This is a genomic window from Methylacidiphilum caldifontis, assembly GCF_017310505.1.
Classification (GTDB): domain Bacteria; phylum Verrucomicrobiota; class Verrucomicrobiia; order Methylacidiphilales; family Methylacidiphilaceae; genus Methylacidiphilum; species Methylacidiphilum caldifontis.
Map to the genome: position 1 here is coordinate 367,996 of NZ_CP065957.1, position 20,746 is coordinate 388,741.

The 20,746-nt window shown below is 39.7% G+C and carries 22 protein-coding genes; 14 read left to right on the forward strand and 8 right to left on the reverse strand.

Annotation, left to right across the window (positions count from 1 at the left end; all coding sequences use genetic code 11):
- Positions 1–9 precede the first annotated feature (9 nt).
- The 6 genes from IT6_RS01785 to IT6_RS01810 form a co-directional block, all read right to left on the reverse strand.
- A complete protein-coding gene (locus IT6_RS01785; protein WP_242524285.1) occupies positions 10–1,185 on the reverse strand; it encodes an aminotransferase class V-fold PLP-dependent enzyme in 1,176 nt (391 codons plus the stop codon).
- 116 nt (positions 1,186–1,301) lie between these two features.
- Entirely contained in the window at positions 1,302–2,450 is a 1,149-nt protein-coding gene (gene nifS / locus IT6_RS01790; protein WP_206828440.1) for a cysteine desulfurase NifS, read from the reverse strand.
- The gene (locus tag IT6_RS01795; RefSeq protein ID WP_206827183.1) at positions 2,428–3,417 is read right to left on the reverse strand and encodes a glycosyltransferase family 9 protein; all 990 of its coding nucleotides are present in this window, start codon (positions 3,415–3,417) and stop codon (positions 2,428–2,430) included. Before IT6_RS01795 ends, nifS begins: the two co-directional genes overlap by 23 nt.
- On the reverse strand, positions 3,410–3,961 hold the full coding sequence (locus tag IT6_RS01800) for a hypothetical protein (RefSeq protein WP_134440481.1): 552 nt from the start codon (positions 3,959–3,961) through the stop codon (positions 3,410–3,412). Before IT6_RS01800 ends, IT6_RS01795 begins: the two co-directional genes overlap by 8 nt.
- A 22-nt stretch (positions 3,962–3,983) precedes the next feature.
- Complete coding sequence (locus tag IT6_RS01805) at positions 3,984–5,060, reverse strand: agmatine deiminase family protein (RefSeq protein ID WP_206827185.1); 1,077 nt, start codon at positions 5,058–5,060, stop codon at positions 3,984–3,986.
- A 13-nt stretch (positions 5,061–5,073) separates the two neighbouring features.
- Entirely contained in the window at positions 5,074–5,943 is an 870-nt protein-coding gene (locus IT6_RS01810; RefSeq protein ID WP_206827187.1) for a carbon-nitrogen hydrolase, read from the reverse strand.
- A gap of 122 nt (positions 5,944–6,065) precedes the next feature.
- Between IT6_RS01810 and IT6_RS01815 the strand changes: the two genes are divergently transcribed.
- Positions 6,066–6,620 (forward strand): Slp family lipoprotein, encoded by a 555-nt coding sequence (locus IT6_RS01815; RefSeq protein ID WP_134440484.1) that lies wholly within the window; start codon positions 6,066–6,068, stop codon positions 6,618–6,620.
- 17 nt (positions 6,621–6,637) lie between these two features.
- On the opposite strand, the gene IT6_RS01820 is transcribed toward IT6_RS01815, so the two are convergent.
- Positions 6,638–7,498, reverse strand: a complete 861-nt coding sequence (locus IT6_RS01820) for a prephenate dehydratase (RefSeq protein ID WP_206827189.1) — start codon at positions 7,496–7,498, stop codon at positions 6,638–6,640.
- 107 nt (positions 7,499–7,605) lie between these two features.
- Here IT6_RS01820 and IT6_RS01825 point away from each other — a divergent pair, with 107 nt between their 5' ends.
- The 11 genes from IT6_RS01825 to IT6_RS01875 all read left to right on the forward strand — a co-directional run bounded on the left by IT6_RS01825 (position 7,606) and on the right by IT6_RS01875 (position 18,404).
- Positions 7,606–8,619 (forward strand): bifunctional heptose 7-phosphate kinase/heptose 1-phosphate adenyltransferase, encoded by a 1,014-nt coding sequence (locus IT6_RS01825; RefSeq protein WP_134440486.1) that lies wholly within the window; start codon positions 7,606–7,608, stop codon positions 8,617–8,619.
- Positions 8,616–9,161 carry a D-glycero-alpha-D-manno-heptose-1,7-bisphosphate 7-phosphatase gene (locus IT6_RS01830; RefSeq protein WP_134440487.1) on the forward strand — a complete coding sequence of 182 codons (546 nt, stop codon included), beginning with the start codon at positions 8,616–8,618 and terminating at the stop codon, positions 9,159–9,161. The genes IT6_RS01825 and IT6_RS01830 overlap by 4 nt, the downstream gene beginning before the upstream one ends.
- Positions 9,162–9,204: 43 nt before the next feature.
- The gene (gene kdsB / locus IT6_RS01835) at positions 9,205–9,936 is read left to right on the forward strand and encodes a 3-deoxy-manno-octulosonate cytidylyltransferase (RefSeq protein WP_134440488.1); all 732 of its coding nucleotides are present in this window, start codon (positions 9,205–9,207) and stop codon (positions 9,934–9,936) included.
- Positions 9,933–11,546 (forward strand): CTP synthase, encoded by a 1,614-nt coding sequence (locus IT6_RS01840; protein ID WP_134440489.1) that lies wholly within the window; start codon positions 9,933–9,935, stop codon positions 11,544–11,546. The genes kdsB and IT6_RS01840 overlap by 4 nt, the downstream gene beginning before the upstream one ends.
- A gap of 5 nt (positions 11,547–11,551) precedes the next feature.
- Positions 11,552–12,337, forward strand: a complete 786-nt coding sequence (gene kdsA, locus IT6_RS01845) for a 3-deoxy-8-phosphooctulonate synthase (RefSeq protein WP_134440490.1) — start codon at positions 11,552–11,554, stop codon at positions 12,335–12,337.
- Positions 12,321–12,860 carry a hypothetical protein gene (locus tag IT6_RS01850; protein WP_134440491.1) on the forward strand — a complete coding sequence of 180 codons (540 nt, stop codon included), beginning with the start codon at positions 12,321–12,323 and terminating at the stop codon, positions 12,858–12,860. Before kdsA ends, IT6_RS01850 begins: the two co-directional genes overlap by 17 nt.
- 1 nt (position 12,861) lies before the next feature.
- Positions 12,862–13,377: an LptA/OstA family protein gene (locus tag IT6_RS01855; protein WP_134440492.1), complete on the forward strand. Its 516-nt coding sequence runs from the start codon at positions 12,862–12,864 to the stop codon at positions 13,375–13,377.
- A 33-nt stretch (positions 13,378–13,410) separates the two neighbouring features.
- Positions 13,411–14,586 carry an MGDG synthase family glycosyltransferase gene (locus IT6_RS01860; RefSeq protein WP_134440493.1) on the forward strand — a complete coding sequence of 392 codons (1,176 nt, stop codon included), beginning with the start codon at positions 13,411–13,413 and terminating at the stop codon, positions 14,584–14,586.
- Positions 14,587–14,788: 202 nt separating this feature from the next.
- A complete protein-coding gene (locus IT6_RS01865; RefSeq protein WP_242524287.1) occupies positions 14,789–16,255 on the forward strand; it encodes a family 1 glycosylhydrolase in 1,467 nt (488 codons plus the stop codon).
- A gap of 8 nt (positions 16,256–16,263) precedes the next feature.
- A complete protein-coding gene (locus tag IT6_RS01870) occupies positions 16,264–16,923 on the forward strand; it encodes an MBL fold metallo-hydrolase (RefSeq protein WP_134440495.1) in 660 nt (219 codons plus the stop codon).
- An 86-nt stretch (positions 16,924–17,009) separates the two neighbouring features.
- Positions 17,010–18,404: an aspartate aminotransferase family protein gene (locus tag IT6_RS01875; RefSeq protein ID WP_206827193.1), complete on the forward strand. Its 1,395-nt coding sequence runs from the start codon at positions 17,010–17,012 to the stop codon at positions 18,402–18,404.
- 83 nt (positions 18,405–18,487) lie between these two features.
- Here the strand turns inward: IT6_RS01875 and IT6_RS01880 are convergent, their stop codons facing one another.
- Positions 18,488–19,396, reverse strand: a complete 909-nt coding sequence (locus tag IT6_RS01880; protein WP_206827195.1) for a DNA glycosylase — start codon at positions 19,394–19,396, stop codon at positions 18,488–18,490.
- A gap of 59 nt (positions 19,397–19,455) precedes the next feature.
- Between IT6_RS01880 and IT6_RS01885 the strand changes: the two genes are divergently transcribed.
- Together IT6_RS01885 and IT6_RS01890 are read left to right on the forward strand one after the other, a co-directional pair.
- Entirely contained in the window at positions 19,456–20,394 is a 939-nt protein-coding gene (locus IT6_RS01885) for a DnaJ C-terminal domain-containing protein (RefSeq protein WP_134440498.1), read from the forward strand.
- Positions 20,395–20,401: 7 nt separating this feature from the next.
- A complete protein-coding gene (locus tag IT6_RS01890; RefSeq protein WP_134440499.1) occupies positions 20,402–20,701 on the forward strand; it encodes a MerR family transcriptional regulator in 300 nt (99 codons plus the stop codon).
- Positions 20,702–20,746 lie beyond the last annotated feature (45 nt).

The following is a 20,746-nucleotide window of genomic DNA, read 5'->3' on the forward strand; positions in this document are numbered from 1 at the left end:
AGATCTGGCTTATTCCTTGTAAGCTAATATTTCAATTACCCTATCAATATCCTCTTCGGTATTATAAAAATGGGGGGCAAATCGAAGATACCAATTTTTATTTCTATCCATTCGAAAAGAAACCACTACTCCCTGGGATTTTAATCTGGCAAGAATTCCCTGAGGATCAACTCCTGGAGCGAAGGCAGAAATTATACCTGAACGTCTCTCGAGTGGAAAACCTTCAGAGAGACATTTCCAACCTACTCGACAAAGATTTTCCCAAAGATATTGATGCAGAAAAAGAATTCTTTCCCTTATCTTGTTAATGCCGATAGCAAGAAGAAGTTCCATTGAAGTTTGCATTCCTACTATCCCTAAAGCATAGAGAGCTCCACTTTCATATCTGCGCGCACCTCTTTCCATTTCTATCTTTTCCTGAGCAATAAAATCCGGAGATTTGATGTTCCAAGCTCCCAAAAGAGTTGGACTCAAGTAATCCTGTAGAGATTCCTTGCAATAAAAAATTCCCGCTCCAAGGGGACCCAAAAGCCACTTATGTGAGTCTGCGCTAAGAAAATCAAAATACCTGGAATCCATCATAGAAGCCCCTAAAGATTGTATTCCATCCAGGCTAAATAATATACCCCTTTTATGGAGTGCTTCGCCCATTTCCTGGTAATCGAGGAGATAGCCTGAAAGATAATGACAACTTGCCAAAGCCACAAGTTTGGTTTTGGAACTCAAGGCCTTAAGAACCAAAGGTAAAGTAATTTTCCCTGGTTCTTCGGGATACAGGGGAACAGTCTTAACACCAAACTTTTCAAGATTTTTCCATGGATAAACGTTAGTAGGATAATCATCCGGATAATAGACGACTTCATCACCTGGCTTCCAGGGTAACCCATTAGCGACTAAGTTTAGCCCAAGAGCAGTTGGACCTAAAAGGGCTATCTCCGAAGCTTTAGCCATAAGCAGCTTAGCTGCTGTTTCTCTTGCCTCAGTAATGGTTTGAAAAAATGATTCGGTTTCTTGACTCCAATCCGAAGCTTCAAAAGCCGCAGCGGAAATCTTTTCAGCTGTAGGAGCAGGCAAAGGGGAGACCGCAGCATGAGCCAGAAACACCCTATTTCGCGTAACCGGAAAAAGTGCATTTCTTATATTTTCTTTTGAAAGAATATCTTCAAGCGAACAGTTCATCATCATGGAGTTGTGTATAACTTACATCATAATCCATCCATAATCCATTACCTTGAAGATCTTTTCTATTTTCCCTGGACTTCGTTATAGATGTAAAGCTAGGCAGCAATGAAGACCCACCACTAGGATTTGGGCATCGTTTTTCTTATTTTTTCTACCGATTTAATAATTTCATCTACCGCAAACTGTATTTCTTCTTCTGTATTATGTCTTCCTAGAGAAAACCGAACGCTTGATTTTGCATCTAATGGACTTAATCCCATTGCCGTAAGCACTTTTGAAGGTTTTAATGAACCTGTTGTACAAGCCGATCCTCCCGAAGCGCAGATACCTTTCTGATCCAGGTCAAGAAGAAGGGTTTCTGCATCAATCCCCTTAAAACAGATGTTCGATGTATTGGGAATCCTATACTCTCTATCCCCATTGAGTTTTGTGAAGGGAATCTCACTTAAAATCCGCGTTTCTAAAAGATCGCGCAGCGCGCGTATTCTTTTATTTTCTTCATCCATTCTTTGAGAAAGAATTGCAATCGCTTTACCCATACCCACAATAGATGGAACATTTTCAGTCCCCGCTCTGCGACGCATTTCCTGGGATCCTCCGCGAATTAGGGGTTCAAAAGGACTGCCTTTACGGACAAACAAAACGCCGATGCCTTTAGGTGCATAGAATTTATGTCCGGTTAACGAGAGAAAATCGATTGGTACTTGAGAAAGATCGATAGGGATTTTTCCTATAGCCTGTACCGCATCGGTATGAAAGAGGACCCCTCTTTCTTTACAAATTTTGGCAATCTGTTCTACAGGGAATATTACCCCTGTTTCATTGTTAGCCCACATCACCGATACGATAGCTGTATGCTCATTAATCTTTTTTTCCAGCTCCTCAAGATCAATTAATCCTAGGGAATTTACAGCCATTTTGTCTATCTCCACTCCCCTTTTTTCCAGATCTAAACATAACTCCTGAATGGCTGAATGTTCGGTAGAGGTTGTGACAATTCTTTTTTTACCTGTGGTTCGAAGAGCCGAAAGAATGGCTGCATTGTTAGATTCTGTCCCACAACTGGTAAAAACAATCTCCTCCTCTTGGCAACACAAGAACCGAGCAATAGCATTTCTTGCTTTTTTCACGTATTGCTTAGCTTCTTGTCCAAGCCGATGAGGACTTGAGGGATTCCCGTAGTAAACGGAGAAAAAAGGAACCATCTCCTTAAGCACTTCAGGGTCAACAGGAGTAGTCGCATTATTATCTAAGTATATCAACCGCATAATCATGATTACATTCTTCCAACATTTCAAAAACACAATACAAAACTTCATCGACTAAAAAAGAAACTTTCTCTCCTCTATTCCATAATACTCTGCACCTCTTTTTATCTATATTTCGATACATCCAAATATATGGATCGGTAGGGCCAAATAAAGCGATAGTAGGACAACCCACAGAGACAGCCAGATGCGTAAGCCCACTGTCATGCCCACAATAAAGAGCACTTTTTTTAAGGATGGCCGCTACTGTAGGCAGTTCTAGATTAATTACCTTGAGGTCGGCAGGAATACTCTTTAACTCTACACGATCCAATTCAGCAGGACCCAGAATTAAAACAACGTTATAGCCTCTTTTTTTTAATTCCTGACAAAAGGTTTTCCAACTCTTTGAAGGCCAATTTTTTTTGGGATTACCGCTACCTGGATGGAGAGCTACGATTTTTTGATTGCTTTTCAACCCACTTAAAACAGTTAATGCGTTTTTCTCATCTTCTGAACTAAGAAAAATGAGAGGAGGTGGAATGCTCTTATTAACAGAATCAATGATCCCCAATTCTACTACAGGCTGCAAAAGCCATTCCAGAACGTTTCCTTGGCCAGGGAAAGGGGGACAATAAATGATTTTTTTTACTCCACAACCCTCTATGTTTCTTCTCAACACCCCTTGATTATCAGGAGAGTAACAAAGGACTAGATCAATATGAGAAAAAAACTCCAAAAGCTTTGAGCCGAGTTTCCCTTCTTCAGAAAAAAGGGGAGTAAAAAAAGAACTCCCTATGTCATAAACCTTATCAAAATAGTATCTTTTTTCACCCAAAATCCCATAACGAGGAGTTCCAAGAAGGTCTATCCTTGCAAAGCTATAATGATTTCTTAAGACAAATAAAGCTGGCAAGGTATGGATGAAATCTCCCAATCCTCCTCCTCTAATCACTACAATATTGCGTGCTTCAAACTGCTTAGCCATCCACCAATCCCAATAATAGTAAAATAAGACCAAGAATAATGGGGAAAAGAGCAGCCATTTTGATCTTTTTTTCTGAAGTACAAAACCAAGCTATTCCATCTCGAGCTACATAGGGAATACATACGAAAAGCATCCCCACAACAATCCATCCATAGGCAAGCAATACAAGCAAGATACGCCAATTACGACTACTTAAAAAAGTACCGTCCAAAATAACATCCGCTCCTAATAAAAGGAGAAGTGCTAAAGCTCTGACTGCAATAAAATCCTCGATGGAGATAAGAGCTAAAATTCCAAAAACAAAAGCAAAAAGGATAAACCATATTCTCTGTGGTGTATATTCTCCTAAGTCTATCGTAGCCAATAAAATGATAATCCATAAAACGGCAAGCCCCATCATAATTTTTCCCAGAAAATCATTCCTGGAAAAATTTTTAAGAAATTTTACAAAAAAAGAGGGATAAACAAAAGCGACCATTCCCAGCAATAAATGCAGTAAAGCGGTTCCAAAGGAAACCGCCTTTAAAGAAAGATGATAGATCATGTTATTGTTTTTTCTACTGTTTTTATTCCCATCCGGGTTCCTGTTGCGTTATGCAATGAATAGCTCCTAAGCCCCAAACCAGATCACGAGCTGGAAAAGGATAAATTTTTCTTTCAGGGAAAAAACCCTGCAAGATTTCCAGAACCTTTTCATCCTTAGAATCATTAAAGACAGGAACAAACAGCGAATGGTTTGTGAAATAAAAATTTAGATATGAAGCGGGCAATCTCATTCCTTCTCGGATTATTGGCTTAGGCATGGGGATTTCAACAATTTCAAAGAATTTTCCATAACTATCCCTAGCTTGAGCTAACCGCTTAATATTTTCGCAAAGGCTTTTGTAGTTACTATCTGAACTATTCTCTTCGAAAGCGGCTGCAATGGTTTTCGTATTCAAAAACCTGCTGTACTGATCCACATGTCCGTCGGTATCATCTCCAACGATCTCTGCTTCAAGCCATATGACTTTATCTGCTCCAAGAAATTGATGGAATATTTCTTCTATACTTTTCAAAGAGATTTCAGGGTTTCTATTCGGATTAACTATGCTCCTAAGAGAAGCTAAAAGAACGCCCTGTCCATTAGAATCAATTGCCCCTCCTTCTACAATGAGGGCTGGAGAAAAAACGCGCATACCTAAATAAGCCCCGATCCGTTGAGGTACTTGATCGTCTAGATCATAGGGAGGATATTTTCCTCCCCAGGCATTGTAACCAAAATCGACTATGGCTATTTCTCTGTCATTTTTAATGAAGATCGGCCCGTGATCTCTACACCAAGGTTCATAAGCAGGATTTTCGTATAAAAAAATCCTCCGGTTTATTTCTCCTCCACGTTCCTTGATGAGCTCTTCAACCTCTTCATACTGTTTGCGATCAAATACATTTATCCTGACCTGTTCATCTCCAGAAATAACCCGAATAAGTTTTATCCAAAGTTCTTCAATTTCTCTATGAATTCCAGGAAAACTTATACTCTGTTTTCTTGGCCATGTAAACCAGGTCGCTTTATGCTTTTCCCATTCAGCTGGAAGACGAAATCCAGGACCGGGGTACAAATAGCTATTTTGTGTTCTATCCTCGATGGGGAATTTTTTCATGGACCTAAGAAGGCTAAGAAAGAAATCTTTCAGTCATTTTCCCGTAAAGATCAATACGTCGGTCACGTAAAAAAGGCCAGTTTATTCTTGTTTTCTCAATCAGATCGAAATTGATTTCACCAATAAGAATTTCTTCTTTTTCTCCCGCCTCTTTTATCATTCTTCCAAAAGGATCAACCAAAAAACTCCTTCCCCAGAACTCGATACGCCGACTCTGTTCGTCGCCTTCAAGACCAACTCGGTTTACGGAAGCAACAAATACTCCATTAGCTAAAGCATGAGCCCGTTGTATAATCTGCCAGCTGGATAATTGATCTTGACCAAAAGATTCTTTTTCTTCAATCAGCCATCCAATAGCCGTAGGGTAGAAAATAATCTGTGCTCCCTTTAATGCAAGAATTCTTGCTGGTTCGGGAAACCACTGGTCCCAGCAGATCAAAACTCCTATCTTTGCAAATTGGGTCTTGAAAATGGGAAATTCAATTTCTCCAGGAGAAAAATAATATTTTTCAAAATATCCTGGATCATCAGGAATGTGTGCCTTTCTGTAACAACCCAGATAGCTCCCATCTGCATCGACCACTATGGCCGTGTTATGATAGAGTCCTGGAGTTCTCTTTTCAAAAATCGAACCAATCAAAACCACATTAAGTTTTTTGGCCACCTCCATAAAACTTTGCAGGGTAGGACCATTGATTTCTTCTGCCCAGGCAAAAAAACAGGGATCAATCTGATTGCAAAAATAGCGGGTCCTGAAGAGCTCGGGAGTACAGATAATCTGTGCACCCCATTCTTTTGCTTTATAAATTAGTTCTAACTGTCGATTTAATCCCTCTTCTGGGTCCCGCCCCCCATAACTTTGGATAAGAGCTATTTTTAACATTTAATATTCTTTTTTTCTTTTTTAAAACAATTTGATAGGTTTTGTTCAAACAAAACAATCAAGTCGGTGATCGATTCATTAAAAAACAACTCGTTTTCGTCAAATTGAATTTGAAGCTCTCAATGTCTATTGCAAAGAAAATTTTAGTTTTGTTTCTCCTTATAAACACTACGGTGGGCTGTTCAATTGGTCCCATTACTGCTTCACAACGTTTTAAAGCCAGAAAGCAACCCCCCTTTTCTTTGCTTGCTTCTCGGCCAACTGCCTTTGTTGGCCAACATGTCCTTTTGGGTGGAATAATTCAACGATGCACAACCCAGGGAGGAGAAAGCCTGATCCTCATTATACAGAAACCTCTAGATCAAGCAACAGATCAACCGATCGTGAAAACCCCTTCTAAGGGTAAATTCTATTTCTGGTATAAAGGGAAAATTGATCCAAAAGTCTATTCTACAGGCAAAATGATCACGGTCACAGGAAAGGTTGTTTCACCCTTTAAAATGAAACTGGACACATCCTCATTGCTGATTATAGAGGGAGAAGAATTTTTTCTTTGGCCCAAGGAATCCCTTCCTTCTTATGCTTCCAAAATTCCCACGCGATCTATTCTAGAAAACATATGGGAGCCGGTAGGATTTGAACCCTGGGCAACGGGATGGGGAGAAGGATGGTGGTAACAAACCGGAAGTTGCCCCTAGACGTTAAAGGTTTCCCTTACTGGATATGAGCCCAAAGACTTAAGCCAGAGAGAAAATTTTTCAGCTCTCTGCAGAGCATTTGCTAAGTGGAGAGACTCTTTCCCAGCCTGTATCGAAAAAAGGAAAAGATAGGTATTCAACTTTCCAGGGATAGGACGAGAAACAATTCTTTTTATATTTAATTTTTCGTCTCGAAATGGTTCTAAAAAGGAACATAAGCTGCCCGGCTCATCTTTGACCGAAAAAACAAGAGTTGTTTCCGCAGTCTCACCGGGATAAGGGAACCGGCCTAACACGAAGAATTGGGTGAGATTAAGACTACCCTCTAGCACTGGAAATTCTAATATATCCAGTTTATAGATTTCTGAAGCTAAGCGAGTTGATAGAGCGGCTGAACCGGTAGTTTGAGCAACGATCTGAGCTGCCTCCGAAGTGCTCGCTGTCTTATTGATTTTAGCCAAAGGGAACCTCGATTTAATCCATTTCCGGCAATAAAAAAGAGGTGTTGGGTGAGAATAGATTTCTTTAATTTCTTCTCCATGCCGACCAATTAAGGCCAATTCCACATTCAAGGAAAGCTCTTCTTGAATATAGAGATGAAAATCCTCTTCTAAAAGCAGATCGACCGATTCAAGAATCATCCCTCCAGTGGAATTTTCTATGGGAATTAATCCGATTCTCTGTTCGCCTGCAGCCTCTTCTTTAACAAACTCAATAATATCTTCTATCGAACTGAGAGATTGATGAAGATCATTGGGAAATCTTTTTTTAACAACAAGATGTGAAAAAGTGGCTTCCGGGCCTAAATAACCAATCCTTTTGATTAACAGTTTTTTTTTCTTCTCATCCGCATTCATGTATTTATAAAATTAAAAACTTAATAATATGAGAAACCAAGGAATATATGACAAAAAATGTCTTTGGGCTTTCTAAAAACATATTCTTTTTGTAAGACCTTCCTTTTATGACCTTTTCCCCTGAATATATTGATAAATTTTTAGACCGCTTTACAAACATTAGGGTGCTTGTCATAGGAGATCTCATGCTCGATGAGTTTCTCTGGGGAAAAGTGAACCGCCTTTCTCCTGAAGCCCCGGTACCCGTTGTTGAAGTACAAAAATATTCCTATTTTCCAGGAGGAGCAGCTAATGTGGCTAGGAATTTAGCTGAATTTACAAAAGAGGTATCCATTTTAGGGGTTATTGGTAAAGATGAAGCGGGCAAAAAGTTAATAGAGAGTCTTCAAAAGTTCGGTTGCGATACTCAAGGAATTCTTACTGTTCCAGGAAGACTAACCACCCAAAAAACCCGAATCTTTGGTAGGCAGCAACAGGTAGTAAGGGTAGATAGAGAGACAATCGAGCCTATTCCTGAGACAATCAAAAAAGACATTTTTGTTTATCTTGAAAAAGAGATCGCTTCTAAGGAGCTGATAATCATTGAAGATTATGCTAAAGGACTGCTTGACCAGACTATAATCGATTTTATTCTTAAGCACGCTCAAAATAAGATTGTTGCTGTCGATCCTCATTCTAACAATCGGCTCAATTGGAAAGGGGTCACTGTTGTCAAACCCAATAGAAAAGAAGCCATAGTGCTTGCTGGTTTCCCTGACATTCATGAAGAGAACATGGAAAAAGTAATCGAAGCGGCCATGATCCTTCAAAATAAATGGCATTGTTCATATATTCTTGTCACCTTGGGAGAAGAGGGCATGCTTCTGCTTGAAAATGAGGGGAAAACCAAAAAAATTCCTTCGGTTTGCAGAGAGGTTTTTGATGTCTCTGGGGCCGGAGATACAGCCATAAGTCTTTTTTCGTTAGCACTCTGTTGTGGTTTCTCTGGTTTTGAAGCAGCACTCATTGCCAATCACGCAGCAGGAATTGTCGTTGGTAAACTGGGAACAGCAACATGTACATCCTCGGAACTTAAAAGAAGCCTTTTATCACACTCCGATTCATGGTTTTTTAATATATGAACCGGGCAGTTTTCTTTGACAGGGATGACACCCTCATTAGGAATGTACCCTATTTAAAAAACGACGAACTCATAGAAATACCCCAAGGATTGGAAGTTTATCTTTCCAGGTTAAAACAGGTGGGATTTCTTCTTTTCATCATTTCCAACCAATCTGGGGTTGCTCGAGGACTTTTGACCCCTGAAGACGTCGAAAAGGTCAATAAAAAACTACTAGAAAAGCTGGGAGGTACTTTTTTTGAAAAAATTTATCTTTCCTATGAAGGGCCTTCACAGGAACTGAATTGGGATAGGAAACCTCAACCAACGATGATATGGAAAGCGGCAACTGAATATGACGTTGACTTTGAAAAATCGTTTTTTGTGGGAGATAGGCTTGCCGATATATTATGTGGTCGGAATGGAGGATGTAGAACTATTTTTATCGATCAGGGGAAAAAGGATCTTGAGTCCTATATCTCAAGAAGGCTGTCCACTTTCATCGTCAACTCCGTCTTCGAAGCGATAGAAAAAATCCTTTCTACTTTAACCCTTAAGGAATAATTTTTTCCGTAGACGAACCCTATCAATTTGATATTAATTGTCCATGACCAGCATAGTCGTCATCCCCGCCCGTTGGGGTTCAAGCCGGTTTCCCGGAAAGCCCTTAGCTTTGCTTGGAAAAAAACCGTTAATCCAATGGGCTTGGGAAAGAGCCATGGAATGCAAGACGATAACCAAAGTGATCGTAGCTACCGATGATCAAAGAATAGCAGAGGTAGTGAATAAATTTGGCGGAGAGGTGGTAATGACTCAACCCAACCATCCCTCCGGTACAGATCGCGTGGCAGAAGTGGCTACTCTTTATCAAGCTGATGTCTTCGTCAATTTTCAGGGTGATGAACCCTTTTTACCTGGCAAAGAAATTGACCGACTCATTGATCAAATGGATGAAGCTCCCATTGCTACCTTAGCAAGAGAGATATTAGATCCTTCTGAAAAAAACAATCCTAATGTGGTAAAAGTTGTTTGCGATTTAGATGGTTTTGCGCTTTATTTTAGCAGATCAGATATACCTTTTCTGAAAAATAAAAATTTCAATTATACAAGCCGAGCTCATGTAGGAATATACGCATTTTGCTCTTGGGCTTTAAAGAAATTTGTATCCTTACCTAGTGGAATTCTCGAACAAGTGGAATCGTTAGAACAATTGAGGGCTTTAGAAAATCGTATCCCTATTAAAGTTATTTCAAGTTCTTATCAAACTGTCGCCATCGACTGCCCTGAAGATCTGTTGAAAGCGGAGCAAAAATTAGAACAAATTAGAGAGCAACGATGAAGTACATATTTGTTACTGGAGGTGTAATCAGTTCTTTGGGTAAAGGGATTACCGCCGCAGCCTTAGGAACACTTTTGGAAAAACGGGGAGTCAAGATATCGTTACAAAAACTTGATCCCTATCTTAATGTTGATCCAGGGACCATGAACCCCTATCAGCATGGTGAGGTCTATGTTCTTGAAGATGGAGCGGAGACCGATCTTGATCTTGGACATTATGAAAGGTTTACCAGTGTAAAACTTTCAAAAATCAATAACACCACAACCGGTCAAATATACGAATCGGTTATTCAACAAGAAAGACAAGGGAAATATTTAGGTAAGACAGTTCAGGTTATTCCCCATGTTACAAACGAGATAAAAAGTCGCATTATGCGTGTCGCAGAAAGTAGCCGCTGCGACATTCTAATTACTGAAATTGGTGGTACGACAGGAGATATAGAAGGGCTTCCTTTTCTTGAAGCGATTAGGCAAATGGCTCTAGAAGTTGGACCTGAAAGGGCCTTGTTCGTTCACGTCACCTACGTTCCTTTTATTAAATCCGCTGGTGAATTAAAGACAAAACCAACCCAACAGAGTGTTGCTAAACTCAGAGAGATAGGTATACAACCTAATGTCCTTGTTTGTCGTTCCGATCATCCCCTCACTAACGAAGTTAGAGCTAAACTTTCTCTTTATTGCAATGTTCCCATTGAAGGGGTTATTGAAGAGCTTGATGTTCAACACACCATTTATGAAGTCCCTCTCATGCTTCAAAAAGAGAAACTCGATGATTTAGTGTGTAAATATTTAAAATTAGAGCTTCCAGAAGCCGATCTTTCAGACTGGAAATGTTTTGTTGAAAAAATCATTCATCCTTCCCATCATGTGACAATCGCAGTGGTTGGTAAATACATCGGCCATCAAGACGCTTACAAAAGTATATATGAAGCCTTAACGCATGCAGGAGCATCTCTTTGTTGTGGAGTGAAAGTTAAAAAAATAGATGCCGAAGAGATCGAAGTCCAGGGGACAGAACAACTTCTCCAAGGGGTAGACGGCATACTCGTTCCTGGAGGATTTGGCAGTCGAGGAATTGAAGGAAAAATACAAGCAGCCAAGTACGCTCGGATCAACAATGTCCCCTATTTCGGTTTGTGTTTAGGAATGCAAACCGCAATCATTGAGTTTAGCAGAAACGTAGCTGGACTGACCGGTGCTCACAGTTCTGAATTCGATCCCAAAACCCCTCATCCTGTTATCTGCTTGCTTGAAGAACAAAAGAAACTTTCCAAACTAGGGGGATCGATGAGGCTAGGCAGTTTGATGTGTAAACTCATACCCCATACAAAAGCTTACGAAGCCTATGGCAATGAGAGTTCTAGAGAACGGCACAGACATCGCTATGAGTTTAACAACTCGTATAAATTCATTCTTGAAAAATTTGGTTTAAAAATTTCGGGAACAACTGAAAATGGTGAACTTGTAGAACTGATTGAGCTAGAGAATCACCCCTGGTTTTTGGGTTGTCAGTTTCATCCTGAATTCCAATCACGACCTAATTTTCCTCATCCTTTGTTTGTCGCTTTCCTGAAAGCTGCTCTTGCACATCATAACCAAAGTGGGTCATAACTGAGATGAATGGCAAAAAGCCTTTTTTTCTTATTGCTGGTCCCTGTGTTATCGAATCAGTAGAGCTGGTCATCGATATCGCTTTAGAACTTAAAAAAATTACAACTAAGTATCAGATCCCTTTTTATTTTAAATCTTCCTTTGACAAGGCCAACCGCAGTTCAATCGACTCTTTCCGTGGTCCTGGGTTAAAAGAAGGCTTAAAAATATTGGCCAAAATAAAAGAAAAAACTGGATGTGCTTTGACAACCGATGTTCATTCGACAGAACAAGTCAGTTCTGTAGCACAAATTGTCGATTTAGTGCAAATTCCGGCTTTTTTATGCCGACAGACGGACCTTATTGTTGCTTGCGGACAAACGGCTAAAGCTGTAAATGTAAAAAAAGGCCAATTCTTGGCCCCTGAAGATGTGGATCTTATCGCTGAAAAACTGAAACGGGTTGGTTGTTCTCATTACTTCTTTACGGAGCGGGGAAGTTGCTTTGGATACCACGATCTTGTTGTCGATATGAGAGGAATTAGCCTCATGCGTTCTCGAAAACACAAGGTGATATTTGATGCAACTCATTCAGTTCAAAGACCTTCCGCCCTTGGAAAAGTAACCGGAGGAGATAGTTCTTATGCTTTTCCCCTGGCTCGTGCCGCTGTTGCGGTAGGAATTGATGGCCTTTTTTTTGAAACCCATCCTTTCCCTGAAAAAGCTCTTTCGGACTCATCAACGATGATTCCTTTGGATGCAGTAGATTCCATTTTGGGCTGTCTTTTAAAAATTCATGAAGCTATTCCGTAATGTTTTTAATCTTTGTTTTCTTTCGCTTTTTCTCATCACTCCTAATGGGCAGGCTGACTCTCCTTCTTTGCCCTTAGGAGCCGTGGTAAAAAACTTCTCTTTACCTCAAAGAAATACAAATGGGAAATTGCAGGCAACAATACATGGTGAAGAAGCAATTGCTGTGAGCGTTAATAGGATTGAAATAAGAAAGATGAAAATCGAGCTTTTCGACAACGACCAAATTACCACCGTTATCCTTTCCCCGCGCTGTGATCTTTGGAAACTAGACAATAGATTATCTACAAAAAATGGAGCTGAAGTAGACAGAAAAGATTTAAAATTGACTTCACAAATCATGGATTGGGAAATAGATAACAGAAAAGGAATATTCCGTGAAAACGTACGGATGGTTCTTTATAACCTTCCCTTAGGCAAACAGACTTCTCATAAAGAGAGCCATCAGAGTCATCAACCTCCTACTCCTTCTTTGCGAACAGGCAACATCCCTTTACTCCACCATGATATTGAAACCAAGCCATAAGATGAAAATAACATTCAGAAAGCTTTTTATCTTCTGTTTTATCCTTTTCGAATTCAATTTACATGGCCAATTCCCGGAAGAAAATCCCCCTGAACTCCTGACAAATCCTGATGCTACTGTTGTGACTTCTAATACTTTTAAAATGGATCAAAATATCCACCAAGGTTTTTTTAGTGGTAATGTCATAGCCATCGCAAACAACTTTAAAATGAGATCTAATGAAATGACCGTTTTTTTTGATGAAAACGGTTCGGAAATTAAAAAGCTTATAGCTAAAGGAGAAGCTATTCTGATTCAGGAAAAACGAACAGCAAAAGCTGCCCAAATGGAATATATAGTTGCCGAAGATAAATTGATATTAACGGGAAATCCTGAAGTCATTGAAGAGAATAAGGATCATGTAACAGGCAATGTGATCACTATTTTTCGCAACTCAAACCAAATGTTTGTGGATGGACATAGCCGTGTTATTCTTCTTAGGACAACTCAAGCTCAAGATCAGCAACAGAAAAAATAAAAATCATGTTATTTTCATCCAAGAAAAGTGAAAATGGCGGAAAAAATTAGGGTATTGATCCTTTCCACCAGTGCTGGAACTGGACATATTCGTGCGGCTGAGGCATTAGAAAAGGTTTTTTTTGAGGATAGCAGGGTTGGACAAGTCGAATGTGTAGACGCCCTAAAATATACGAATAAAATCTTTAGAGATTTTTACTCCAAGCTTTATATCCAGCTTGTTGATACGGCACCAACCTTTCTCGGTTGGTGGTACCGAACAACAGACGAACCTTGGAAAACCGATAAGATGAGATTCATGCTCGACCGGCTTAATACTCAACCTCTTATAGATTTTATCTCCGCTTACAGCCCACATGTAACGGTTTGTACCCACTTTTTGCCCGCTGAGATTATTTCCTATTTAATTTCACAAAAGAAAATAGATTGCCGACTGTCTATCGTTGTAACAGATTTTCATTGTCATGCTATGTGGCTTTGTCGAGTTTTTCACCGATATTTTGTGGCCAATGAAGAAAGCAAGATTCACCTCATCAATCTGGGCATTCCAGCAGAAAGAATCGTTTTCAGCGGCATCCCCATTGACCCTGTATTTAAGCCTTCGAAAAATAAAAAAGAACAGAAAAAAAATATGGGCTTTGATCCCGAAACTCCTGTAATCCTTGTTTCAGCAGGAGCTCTGAGTGTAAGCCCTGTAGAAGTCATCCTTGAGTCTCTTGAAACATTGAAAATGCCTCTTCAAATTGTCGTTGTTTGCGGGAAAAACGTGCAAATGGAAGAAAAAATTCGTATCCAAGCTTCAAAACTTTCAAATCATTCTATACAAGTTTATGGCTTCACTACAGAGATGCATAAATTCATGGATGTTGCAGACATTTTAATTGGAAAACCAGGAGGACTTACCGCTTCGGAAGCTATGGCTATGGGCCTACCGATGATAATTATCTCTCCCATTCCTGGCCAGGAAGAATTTAATAGCGATTTTCTTCTCGAAAAAGGGGTAGCTATTAAATGCAACGAGTTTACCACTTTAGCCTACAAAGTCCATTATCTGCTTAGCCATCCTCACATTTTAAAACAAATGCAAAAAAATGCTTTAAAACAGGGCAAAGCTGATGCTGCCTATACAATTGTTAAAATTCTATTAGATGACGAACTCAATCCTCCTATGCCCGTATGCTTAAACCCCGAGCAGAAGGAAAGAATATGATTTATTTTCGGTCTTTATCATCCTCTTTTCTATTTTTACAACTCTAAGCGTTTTTTAAACGGAGGCTGTTATAATGCGCAAGGGATATTTAATCTCAAAGTCAAATGTTAAAGATAATAGAACCCTCTCCTGGCCCTTAGAACTCCCTCATAATGAGTTTTTATGGGGAGTAGCCACCTCACCTTATCAACATGAAGGGGGTATGAATGGAGACGGTGAGCCCTTAAATAACTGGGCTTGGGCAGAAAAAGAAAGGTTAGTTGAGCCTTCAGGCAGAAGTTGTGATTTTTGGAATCTTGCCGAAGAAGATTTAAAAAGGGCAAGTAAGCTTGGTCTTAATGCTTTTCGTCTTGGTTTATGTTGGAGTCGGATACAACCAACCTATGTATTACCTGATCCTCATAAACCCACATTCTCTCCTCCCCCTTTTGATGACCGAGCACTCATGAGGTACTGTAAGATCATCGCTTCTTGCAGGTCGCTGGGAATGGAGCCGATAATCACTCTTCATCATTTTACACATCCTGCTTGGTTAGGACTAGACGCATGGATTAATCGAAACACCATAGATCATTATGTCAATTATGTAGGCTATACTTTAAAATTTCTTCTTGATCATTTACCCAAAGACTTCCATTGCCAGCCTCCTCAGTTCCTTTTAACGATCAATGAACCTAATATGCTCTCCACTTGTCATTATCTATATGGTTATTTTCCTTCTGGACCTAACCGAGGAATCCATGCAGCAACCACCTGCCTCATCCATCTTCTGGAAGCCCATACAAAGGCTTATTTTCTCATTCATTCACTCTATAAATCTTATGGCCTCAAACCTTTCGTTAGTTTTAACAATTATTCAAGCAATCTTTATTGGCTTGACCTTGCTTGGCTTGATCTCCTTCATGCTGCTTACTTTGGAATCAAAAAACAAAAATTATTTTCCTACCTTTGGGATAGAGCCAGGCAATTAGACTCAGCATTTGATAAGATGCGGTTTTCATCCATATCCGCAGTGCGCAAAATTTTGGGATTACTGCTTAAAAAGACACAGCATTTTCTTGCTTATGCTTGTTCTTTTGAAAGCTCTTGGAAAGAATTGCTGGAAGTCATTTATTGTTCAAAACAAAGACCTTTTGATTTCATCGCTTTCGATTATTACGATCCTTTTGTTGAACACGCATTGAGATGGCCAAGGTGGAATGATGAACTACCGAAAAGGAACAAAGCCTTTCATGAATGGCTCATGGAGGCTTTTACAAGTAAATGGTGGGATTGGAGAATGTTACCAGAAGGATTGGCTTTTATTACCCACCAACTTACCCATTATCGGCTGCCTCTTTTGATTTCAGAAAATGGGCTGGCTTATCGCTATACCCCTATGGGAACTATGGAAAAAAGAAAAGACTCTGTCTTAAGAAGCCATTATATTCGAGCTCATGTACGGACGGTACAAAAACTGCGAGCAGAAGGATCACCCCTTTTTGGCTATCTTTACTGGTCACTCGTTGACAACTATGAATGGGGATCTTTTTCCCCAAGGTTTGGCCTCTATTCAATCGATTTTAAAAACGGACTTCATCGAAAAGAAGTAGATGTTTTTGGTGAAAATCCTGCAAAAATATATGCTGAAGAAATAAACAATGCCCGAATAAGCATGACTTACAGGTAAAATCAACTATGAAAGAACCCATAATTTATACTGGAGGTGAACTCCAAACGAACGCTTACCTAATTCCTGGGAAAAAAGCTTATGTCTGTATTGACGCCCCCCAGGGAATTACCTCCTTTCTTACCCAAAGGAAAATTGAAGTTGAAACTCTACTGCTCACTCATGGACATTTCGATCATATATGGGAAGCTCATTTGATAGAAAAAACTTTCCAATGTCCTGTTTACATTCATCCCGCTGACTATAACCTATTGCACCATTCTGGAGGCAGCGCCTATGTGGGGATAAAAGCAACCATTCCATCTCCAAAAGAGATTATCCCTCTACCTGTCCTTGCGGGAAGCAGCATTCATTGGGGTTGCAGTGGGCTAGAATTTATCCTTTTCCATATTCCAGGGCATAGCCCAGGCAGTGTAGCTTTTTATGTAGCCCGGATGCATGCCGTATTTTGCGGGGATATCCTTTTTGCCGGCTCCATCGGTCGAACAGATTTACCCGGAGGAAGCCTTAGCTCTCTTCTTGAAGGCATTAAAAATTACCTCTTTTCTTTACCCGATAACACTGTTGTTTATCCCGGCCATGGTCCCTCAACCACTATTCTGAAAGAAAAAGAAACCAATCCTTTTTTTAATAAACAACTAGAAGGAAAATCTTCTTTTTTCCTATAAAAAACGGAATATAAAAAGTCTTTATAAGATATGACCTATAGGGTAAAAAATTAAAAATTTTTATTAATTTTAATGGGATAAATATAATGGATATAAAGAAAATTATAGAATCACGAATGGGAGAAAATTATTCTCTCCATCACCAATACATTAATAGGACTCTTGTCCAGGTCCAAAGAATCATAGGTTTCGATAAGGTTTATACAAAAGCAAAGGGAGCTTATCTCTATGACAAGGAGGGAAATAAATACTTGGATTTTCTTGGGGGTTTTGGAGTCTTCGCTATAGGAAGAAACAATCCAGAAATAAAAAAGGCCATCATTGATGTACTCGACATGGATCTGCCTAACATGGTACAGATGGATTCGGCACTTTTGAGTGGCCTTCTGGCAGAAGCGCTAGTAAAAAAATTTTCTGAACGCGGTCTTCCTCATCTTAATGCTGTTTTCATTTGCAATAGTGGAACCGAAGCCATTGAAGGAGCCATAAAATTTGCAAGAGCTGCAACCAACCGCCCTCGTATTCTTTCTTTGATTAATTCTTTTCATGGATTAAGCATGGGATCGTTATCAGTTTCTGGAAACCCTTATTTTCATGAGGGATTTGGTCCCTTTCTTCCTGGTTGCGAGCATATAGCAATGGGCGATTTAAATGGATTAGAACATGAGTTAAAAAAGGGGGATGTTGCAGCCTTTCTGTTTGAACCTGTCCAGGGAAAAGGCGTTTACTTTCCTAAAGATGATTATTTCATTGAAGCTCAAAAATTATGCAGGAAATACGGCACTTTACTCCTTTGCGATGAAGTGCAAACAGGACTAGGCAGAACAGGGAAATGGTTTGCGTTTGAACATTGGCATCTGGAACCTGATATAGTTACTCTGGCTAAAGCCCTAAGTGGAGGCTACGTTCCCTGTGGAGCAATTATTACCCGCAGAGAAATTTATCAAAAGGTTTTTAACCGGCTCGATCGGTGCATTGTCCATTCATCAACCTTTGGTCGAAATAATCTGGCCTGTGCCTGTGGTCTTGCGACCTTATCCATTCTTGAAGAAAATCAATTAATCGAAAATGCTAAAAATTGTGGAGAAAAGATAGAGACGGCTTTAATTGGTCTACAAAAAAAACATGAATGGATAAAAGAAGTCCGCGTAAAAGGACTGATGATCGCTATCGAATTTGGCGAGCCGAAATCTTTAACGGGCAAAATGGCTTGGAAAACTATTCATGCGATGGATAAAGGACTATTTCCTCAATTGATCGTTTCTGCATTAATGGCTGAACATAGGATATTGAGTCAGGTTGCCGCTAATAATCAGGACATTGTCAAATGCCTGCCTCCATTGATTATTGGTGATGAAGAAATCAACTACTTCATATCTTCTTTGGATGCGGTTCTTGCTGAGTTGAAAAAATTCCCTGGACCTCTTTGGAATCTGGGAACTAATTTCATGAAAGCGATGAAATCCCAGAAAGAAAATTAAGAGAATGACGCTCTCTTTTCTTCTGCCCTGGGATTTCCTTCATTGACTCAAGTTTAAAGAGCTGGGTTTATGTCATCTTCCCTTTAATGGTATTCCCAAAGACCCCCTTTTTTCCAGAATGCTGATCTTGACCAATAAAAAAGATATTGTTGGGCATAACCTGCAAAAGGACCGAAATAGGTTGAAGAAAAATCGATAAGATCTTTAGAAGTTATCTTGGTTTTGTTTAAGAAAGAGGGGTAAAAAGTTTTTAATACTCTTTCCATCCATCGGTCGATAGGAAAAACATCTAGTCTTGCAAATCCAAAAAGAAGTACACAGTCGGCAATTTTTCTTCCTACCCCTGGCAACTCCATTAGTATATGTCTAATGTTTTCTGTTGAAGTCTTCTCAAGCTCAAAGAAGTAATCTTTTTTCATTGGCCAAATAATGGATGAAACTGACCAAATAAAATCTGAACGGAAACCCAGTTTAGCCTCTTTTAACCCTGTAGGTCCTCTGTCCAGGATCTCTTCAGCAGTGGGAAAGGAAAAAAACCCTGGATAGACTTCACGACCATAAAAAGCTCTTATCCGGCTGACTATTTTGCGAATTTGAACTATCGGTTTTGCAGAGGAACAGAGAAAGCTGACAAGAGTCTCCCACGGATCCTGTTTTAATATCCTGAGCCTAGGGCAATAATGCAACGCTTTATTCAAAGTCCTATCTTTTGGGGGAAAACTGCTCAACACTTTTTCAAGATCCAGTTCAATTTGGAAATACTTTTTAAAAGCACAAAAAGAACCCAGTGGGCTATAAATTGACAGCTTTTTTTCGGGAACTAAAGCATAAGGCACTTCACCTATTTGGCCTATCCATATGCCATTTGCTAACCTCTGCCATGAAAAAGTCTGACCCGATCCCAAAGTGGCATCGATATCGACAAGTTGCTTATCAACTTCTCCAACAAGAGACCAATCACAGCTAATTTGCTCAATGGAGTAATCCAGCATATTTTTATAATGCAATCAAACATCCTCATCATATTATTTAACTTATTGAATACTCATTTATGAAGTTTAGAAATTATTACGAAATATTGGGAGTAGACAAGAACGCAACTCAAGATGAGATTAGATCAGCTTTCAGGCGTCTTGCTCGAATTTATCATCCTGATGTAGCTAAAGATAAAAAAGCCGCTGAAGAGAAATTTAAAGATATAAACGAAGCATACGAAGTCTTGAGTGACCCCGAAAAGAGAAAAAAATATGACCAGATGTTTGAGTCATGGGATAGAACACAAGAAGAATTTGTCCCTCCATTCTGGTCTGCTCCAAAAGGATGGACATATCAACAAAGATACGAGCCCGAATTTGGAGGCACAGGCTTTAGTGATTTCTTTGAGGCCTTTTTTACAGAGCATGGCGGGCTTTTTTCCAATCTTTTTCAAAAAAACGGTGACACGGCCCTTAAAAAACAGAAGGGCAGAGATTTATCAGCAGAAATCCTGGTTAGCCTTGATGAAGTTCTTCATGGTTCAGTGCGTCAAATCACCATATCTCGCCCGTTTAATGGAGGAAGTCGTAAAGATACCTACCAGATTACTATTCCCATTGGTATAGAAGAAGGCCAAAGAATCCGACTCGCCGGACTAGGAGAACCTTCAGCTTTTGGGAAGGCGGGTGATCTTTTTTTGAAGGTCAAATATGCAAAGCATCCCTTCTTTAGAGTCGAAGGTAAAGATCTTTACTATGATCTCGAAATTCCTCCCTGGGATGCAGCATTAGGGTCAAAAGTTCAGATTCCAACCTTGGAAGGGCAGGTCAACTTAAAAATTCCGCCGGGTTGTAAATCTGGAACTAAACTACGCCTTAAAGGTCTAGGCCTCCCTTACCGAGAAGGGGGAAAAAGAGGAGATCTTTACGTGGTCATTTCAATAAATGTACCACAAGCTATAAACCCTGAGGAAAGAAAGCTTTGGGAACAACTCAGTAAAAAGAAATATCAATAGAGAAAGAATGAATAACGAAGAAAAGGAAAATAATCAAACCCTTACTATCCTTGCTGCAGGAGAAGGAAAAATCAGGCTTTATTCTCTTGAAGGCTTATCAAGAGAAACGGGAGTTGATATCGAAATTGTTTCACTGTATATACGGATGGGGTTAATCAGTCCCTGTGATTCACCGCATGGAGAGGACCTTTTCAATGACGATGCTGTTTTTCTCCTTAAGCAGTTTGAAAGGCTAAGATTAGAATACAGAATGGGATTCCAAGCCATCATCAGGTTTTATAGAATATTCAAGGCCTTGCAAAAATAAACAATCCTAAGGTCATAATCCTCGGGCTTCTTTTTTATCCATAAC